This window comes from Mammaliicoccus sp. B-M6 (assembly GCF_022386965.1).
GTDB classification, from domain to species: Bacteria; Bacillota; Bacilli; order Staphylococcales; family Staphylococcaceae; genus Mammaliicoccus; species Mammaliicoccus sciuri_A.
The window spans coordinates 41,404-47,403 of record NZ_JAJNHJ010000018.1 but is presented as its reverse complement, the minus strand read 5'-3'; the positions used below and the strand labels follow the sequence as shown (position 1 = coordinate 47,403).

The 6,000-nt window shown below is 29.8% G+C and carries 7 protein-coding genes and 1 pseudogene; 2 read left to right on the top strand and 6 right to left on the bottom strand.

Annotation, left to right across the window (positions count from 1 at the left end; translation table 11 throughout):
- The 6 genes and pseudogenes from LQ693_RS08265 to LQ693_RS08245 all read right to left on the bottom strand — a co-directional run.
- A partial coding sequence (locus tag LQ693_RS08265) for an IS256 family transposase (RefSeq protein ID WP_239703195.1) occupies positions 1-764 on the bottom strand: 764 nt, incomplete at its 3' end.
- Between the two features lie 290 nt (positions 765-1,054).
- Positions 1,055-1,246 (bottom strand): transposase, encoded by a 192-nt coding sequence (locus tag LQ693_RS13835; RefSeq protein WP_239709477.1) that lies wholly within the window; start codon positions 1,244-1,246, stop codon positions 1,055-1,057.
- 47 nt (positions 1,247-1,293) lie between these two features.
- Positions 1,294-1,566, bottom strand: a pseudogene (locus LQ693_RS08260) (transposase); the annotation flags it as partial.
- 395 nt (positions 1,567-1,961) lie between these two features.
- On the bottom strand, positions 1,962-2,315 hold the full coding sequence (locus LQ693_RS08255) for a hypothetical protein (RefSeq protein WP_107565956.1): 354 nt from the start codon (positions 2,313-2,315) through the stop codon (positions 1,962-1,964).
- 13 nt (positions 2,316-2,328) lie between these two features.
- Entirely contained in the window at positions 2,329-3,792 is a 1,464-nt protein-coding gene (locus tag LQ693_RS08250) for a sensor histidine kinase (RefSeq protein ID WP_239703158.1), read from the bottom strand.
- Positions 3,793-3,796: 4 nt separating this feature from the next.
- Positions 3,797-4,456 carry a response regulator transcription factor gene (locus LQ693_RS08245; RefSeq protein WP_048540557.1) on the bottom strand — a complete coding sequence of 220 codons (660 nt, stop codon included), beginning with the start codon at positions 4,454-4,456 and terminating at the stop codon, positions 3,797-3,799.
- Positions 4,457-4,590: 134 nt separating this feature from the next.
- Here LQ693_RS08245 and LQ693_RS08240 point away from each other — a divergent pair, with 134 nt between their 5' ends.
- The gene (locus LQ693_RS08240) at positions 4,591-5,766 is read left to right on the top strand and encodes a DUF418 domain-containing protein (protein WP_239703157.1); all 1,176 of its coding nucleotides are present in this window, start codon (positions 4,591-4,593) and stop codon (positions 5,764-5,766) included.
- Positions 5,767-5,773: 7 nt separating this feature from the next.
- Complete coding sequence (locus LQ693_RS08235) at positions 5,774-5,995, top strand: hypothetical protein (RefSeq protein WP_151359212.1); 222 nt, start codon at positions 5,774-5,776, stop codon at positions 5,993-5,995.
- The last annotated feature ends 5 nt before the right edge of the window (positions 5,996-6,000 follow it).

Genomic DNA, 6,000 nt, shown 5'->3' with positions numbered 1-6,000 from the left:
TTAGGAAAAATAGCCTTAACTCCGGATTCTAAGCCAGAAACACCATCCATAGATAAAAAGAAAATGTCTTCGACACCACGAGCCTTAATTTCATCAAATATTTGCATCCACTTATGCTTGCTTTCTGTTTCATTAAGCCATAAACCAAGTATTTGTTTCTTTCCATCAATCGTGTACCCTAGAATAGTGTATACTGCATATTCTTTAATTTCATAATCAGTTCTAATTTTAGTATATAAACAATCCACAAATACAAATGTATAGCACTTTTCCAATGGTCTAGTTTGCCATTCTTCCATTTCAGGAATAACGGCATCAGTAATATCAGAGATCATTTCATGAGATACCGAGAAACCATAGATATCTTCTATTGTTGAAGAAATATCACGTTGTGACATGCCCTTGGCATACATAGAAATTACTTTATCTTCGATTTCAGAAACATCACGCTGACGTTTCTTTATTAACTGTGGTTCAAATGAGGCATCTCTATCTCTTGGGACATTGATTTCAATGTTACCTTTAGTGGTATTAAGTGTTTTATTCCCATATCCATTGCGTCTATTTTCGGTAATTTTATCATATTTATCATTCGAAGAATATCCTAAGTGGTTATTCATTTCACCTTGTAACATAGCTTCAAACATAGGTCCAAAAACATCTTTTAGTGCATTTTCCATATCTTCAACAGATTCAGGTGCATACTCAGCAATAATTCTATTAGCAAGTTCGACAGATTTAGGATCTCGTTTTTTTCTAGCCATAACTAACCTCCAAGTTTTAATAAGTGTATTTTAACACTATGCATAGTATTTAGCTCGGCATCCGTAACAAGTAGTTGGTTTGAGTTTTAACCAACACTTTTTACGGATATAGTAAGCGATAGCGCGCTAGATTATATAAAAAATAAACTGTGAAGTAGAGTCGTACGTTCTCTACTTACACAGTTTATTTTACACTCCCTCTATTAATAATTATGAAGAATAAATGATCAGTTTGTTTTTTTATATGGATTAATATTTTCCACTAAAATCATGATTAAACTACGTTTAATCTAGGCTATTTGTGGCTCTTTTACGAGCCACATTGCCAACTTTTTAAGATTCATGGCAGCACAAATAAGCGTGGTGTCCATGGAAACTTTTTTAATTCCTCTATATCTAGTCCATCTCATACCATGCTGTTCTTTTGCATCACCAAATCGTCTTTCTACTGTTTGACTTCTTAGTTTATATGCTTTTTTTATTGTATCTACAAACCTTAAATCTTCGATTATATCTAAATCATCTTGCCATAACGGTAAGCTACGTTAGTTTCAATTTCTTTAATAGTTTGCCTCATTGATTTTATGCCAAATAATCTTTGAATCAGTAAGATCTTAACTAAGATAACAGGATCAATAGAAGGACGTCCGTTATCTAAACAGTATTTATCTTCAACAAGTTCATAAACGAAGTTTAAATCTAATATTTTATCAACTTTTCTCAATAAATGATTTTTAGGTACTAACTCTGAAACAGAAATCATTTCATATTGGTCACGTTTATTCTCGGATTTATTTAACATAGAATCAACTCCTAAATAAAATTTCAACTATATTATAAAATGGATTGTTAATTTTTGGTATTTTTTTAGCGCTGACTCCTGCGGGAATAGCATGATTCGAAGACTACAGGCTGAGAACATGCCCGCGGAAAGCATGCGCATAAAAAAATGCCGGCAAAGTCTAAGACTTTGTCGACACTCTGAGACGCTCAATTCTTGAGCGTCTTTTTTGAATAAAAGAAATAAAAAAATAATCATCACAACTTTAGCTAGTTAATGGTTATTTAAAAATAATTATACAGCTACCGTCACTTAAACGGGCTTGTTGAGGTAATGTGTTCCAGCACGTTACCTTTATTTGATTATAGAATATCATGAAAAAATACAATTTGTCTAGTGTCTTAAACACCTGAAGCTCAATTCTCGAGCTTCTTTTTCTTTCTTCTCTTAATGATTTCTTGTGTAATCAAAATAACAACAATCACCAGCATAGGGTATATTCTGTAATCGGGAGAAACGAATAATCTAATCAAGATGAATGCGATAATTAATGAGCTAAACTGTATTAAGTATTCTTTAGTAAAGATATTATATCTATCTTTTTTATATTTATTATTTTCTAAAACTAGTGGTGTAGCTACTGATATTCCTATTATTGCACCAATTAATGACGCTAAATCCACTTTATTGAAGATAATAAGTTGGGTTAATACAATAATTGAAATCATATACAATCCATACGTCACACTATAAAACAATTTCTCCTTCATTCTTCTCAGCTCCTTAATTTAAATGGATTTTGAAGTTTACACCTTTTGTAGTTGGCATAATTTTAAAGGTTCCGTTATGAAATGTGATGCAATCCATAATAATCGTTGAACCGATACCGTGTCCTTCTTTGTTGTCTTTTGTTGTGTAATTTGAATGAAGCATGTGTTTCTCTGTTGTCTTGCTTATGCCGACACCGTCATCTTTGTAGTTAATTTCTAAACCTTCATTTATATTCTTAATGTTGATTTCGATGTTTGGATTGCGTTTATTATGATCGATACTATTATCTATAAGGTTCATCATCATACGTTCAAAATATAGTTTATTGCCATAAAATTTTTGTTCTGTTAATTCATTGATAATTTCAAGCTTGTCATATTGTATCGTTCTTCTCAGCTGCTTTAATGTTTCTGTAATATCGAATGATTCTTTATGAATGGTCATTTGATCTGTTTCATATCTGAAGTTATTGTTTAAACTATCAATCAATTCAGTCATATATGCAGCTTTATCTGAAATTAAAATCGCATATTTCTTAGTGTCTATTTCTTCTGATGATAATAGTTTGGCGTAACCATAAATAGATGTTAAAGGTGATTTTAAATCATGAGATAGCTGATTAAGCCATTTCTCGCGATAGTAATTAATTTGATTTTGATAAATTTTATCTTCAGTCAGTTGTAAGTTTAAGCTTTCTACAGAATCATTAAGTTCTTTAAATAATTTTTTGCTTCTTTTGTTGTAGTGTTTAGAGCTTGGCTTAAACAATTTACCTTTAGAAAGATTTTCTATCCAATCCGTATAGAAGAATAATGGCTTAGAAAGTCTTTTAGAAATGATAAATGCGAAAATAATTACTAAAATCATGTTGAGTAAAAGTAACAATAAGTATGTTAATGCTAAAAATTTAAATGTCTTATTTTCAATGTCATTAAACTCATCTGTATATTGAACTTTATGATAAGCAGGATTATCTATAAATTTTAATTGATTATCCTTTTCGACATGATAATATTTATTATAATTATTGATATACAAGCTACTTATCAGTTTTTTAGTATCAATTTTTTCTATTGAATGTATGTGATGGTTGTGAGATTTTGGATAAATTAATATGACGCTATAGTCATCACTACGAAATGGAATGCCTTGTATATTGTATAAGTTTTCAACAATTTTATTTTTCAAATTCATTTGTTTTTTAGGATAAAGGACATTGGCATCTTTATCGATAATATACAACTGAACATGATTGTCTTTTAATTTTTGTTTTAAATCATCACTCAGTTTATAGCCATTTTCTTCATTTGATATTGAAAAATCCATATAAAAATCATCAACATCATCTAAATCGGAATAAGAAATTTTTATAACATTTGTAAAGAAAATCCATATGCCAATAACACCTATAATAAAAGTAATCGTAAGAAAAATAAAAATGTATTTCGTGAATTTCCATGTGAATCTTTTATTCATTTCATTAACCTCTATATATGTAACCTTTTCCTCGAACTGTCTGTATGAGCTGAGGATTATTCGGGTCATCTTCTATTTTTTTGCGTAATGTTCGAATGTGAACCATTAATGTATTGTCATCCACACTGACTGAATAACCCCATACACGTTCGTATATTTGACTCTTCGTCAAAACTTGGTTTTTATTTTTAATGAAATAAGCTAGAAGGTCATATTCTCTTGATGTCAGATTAGCTTTTTTATTATTTGTGATAACGTCAGTTGTATCTAGATTGACTTGCAAGTTCTTATTGTGATGCGTATTGATATTTTTAATATGTACAGAGACGCGATAAGCAAGTTCAATAGGATCAAATGGTTTCTTTACATAATCTACGGCACCATTTTCAAACCCTTTATAAACATCTAAATCAGAATCTTTCGCTGTAACGATAATAAGTTTAGTATCTTCATGTTTAATATATTTCACGAGTTCATAGCCGTTTTCTGATTTTAAGTTTAAATCAAGTAACACGACATCAAAGCGATGGGCTTTTAATTTTGCTTCAGCTTCTGGTTTGTCACTTGCTAAATATATGTCACCTAATTGTTTATTAGATAAGGATATTTTTATCAATGTTTGTATATCTAAATCATCTTCTACTATTAATATTTTGGCAGTCATTTTTACACCTCTATATTATTGTATATTTTCATTTTATATGTATCTACACGTATATGTAAAATTAAGTCAGATTTAAGGTTTATATAAGTCAGATTTTATTTTAACTTGTTAATATAATATGTGAGGTGAATAGAATGAACAGAATAGAAGTTGCCGATGCACTAAGAGGATTTAGTTTATTTGGCATATTTATGGCCAATTTATTAATTTTTCAATTTGGTTTAACAGGGCAATTATACATAGATCAGTATCATTTAAGTGGTTTGAATCAAACAATTTATCATATTATCAAGATTATATTTGAAGGCAGCTTTATGCCCATATTTGCGATTTTATTTGGTTTTTCTTTAGATAAGCTCTATCAATCTATGAAAAGTAAACAAGTTAAACGTCCGAGAATTAAGCTGTTAAGAAGAGCCATTTTCTTATTAATATTAGGTAGTTTACATGCTTATTTTATATGGGAAGGAGATATCTTATTTGGTTATGCACTATCGATGTTAATCGTGATTCCATTCATTTTATTGAATCGTAAATTTTTTAAATGGGTGACGATTATTGGATTTGGGTTCATATTAGCAATGTCAGTGGTTTCTTTATTTGATACTTCAGGTCCTATTATAGAAACGAGTGATAAAGCTTCGTATGTGCATGAAGTTAAAACATTATTTAGTGAAGGTAGTTATTGGGATATTCGTGAAGCGGATGATACTATACAAGATCCGAAATTCATGCAATTAAAAGCAATGCTTGGCGATAATACAGGATGGTTATTTGTAATGATTCTGTTTATAGAAGTTCCATATTTCACACTAGGTATATGTTTGTCCAAATATAAATGGTTTGAAAAAAGTATCAAAGATCAACACATTTCAAAATGGTTTATATATTTAATACCCGTATGGATATTAGGGAAGTCATCTTATTTATGGTTATCGAATGAAAATGTGACAGATAACATAGCTATAATATTTGGTATATCGCTGGCCATTGGTTTTATTTGTTTATTTAAATACTTATATCAAACGTATCAACAAAACGTAATATTTAGAGGATTTGAAAGCCTCGGTAAAATGTCGTTATCGATGTATATTCTACAAAGTATTATCGGAACACTCATTCTATATGGCTATGGATTAGGATTCTTTGGTAAAGATATACTCATAGTGACATCGTTTAGTTTTATGTTAATTTATGTATTACAAATGATTTTCGCAACATGGTATCAAAAGCATTGGCGATATGGTCCGCTAGAATATATACTTCGTATGTTTACACATTGGAAAATTAAAGTAGGGAAGAGGAGATGAAATAATAATGATTGAAACAGTTAAGAAAATCGCACGCATATTATTTGTCGTATTTTCAGGACTATTAGTCGCAAGATATGTCATTCAGCAGCTTAATCAATTTACTGATTTGCAATTAAGTTGGTTCTATTTAGAACATGTGCCATATAGTTTCATCATCATTGTTATTTTATATTTTATTTGTATTGTCGTTTATAGTTCATTGCGTACATATGAACAAAGAGATTAGTTTAA

Coding starts and splice junctions, on each gene's coding strand:
- LQ693_RS08255 (WP_107565956.1), bottom strand. CDS start 2,315: ATGAAGGAGAAATTGTTTTATAGTGTGACGTATGGATTGTATATGATT.
- LQ693_RS08250 (WP_239703158.1), bottom strand. CDS start 3,792: ATGAATAAAAGATTCACATGGAAATTCACGAAATACATTTTTATTTTT.
- LQ693_RS08245 (WP_048540557.1), bottom strand. CDS start 4,456: ATGACTGCCAAAATATTAATAGTAGAAGATGATTTAGATATACAAACA.
- LQ693_RS08240 (WP_239703157.1), top strand. CDS start 4,591: ATGAACAGAATAGAAGTTGCCGATGCACTAAGAGGATTTAGTTTATTT.
- LQ693_RS08235 (WP_151359212.1), top strand. CDS start 5,774: ATGATTGAAACAGTTAAGAAAATCGCACGCATATTATTTGTCGTATTT.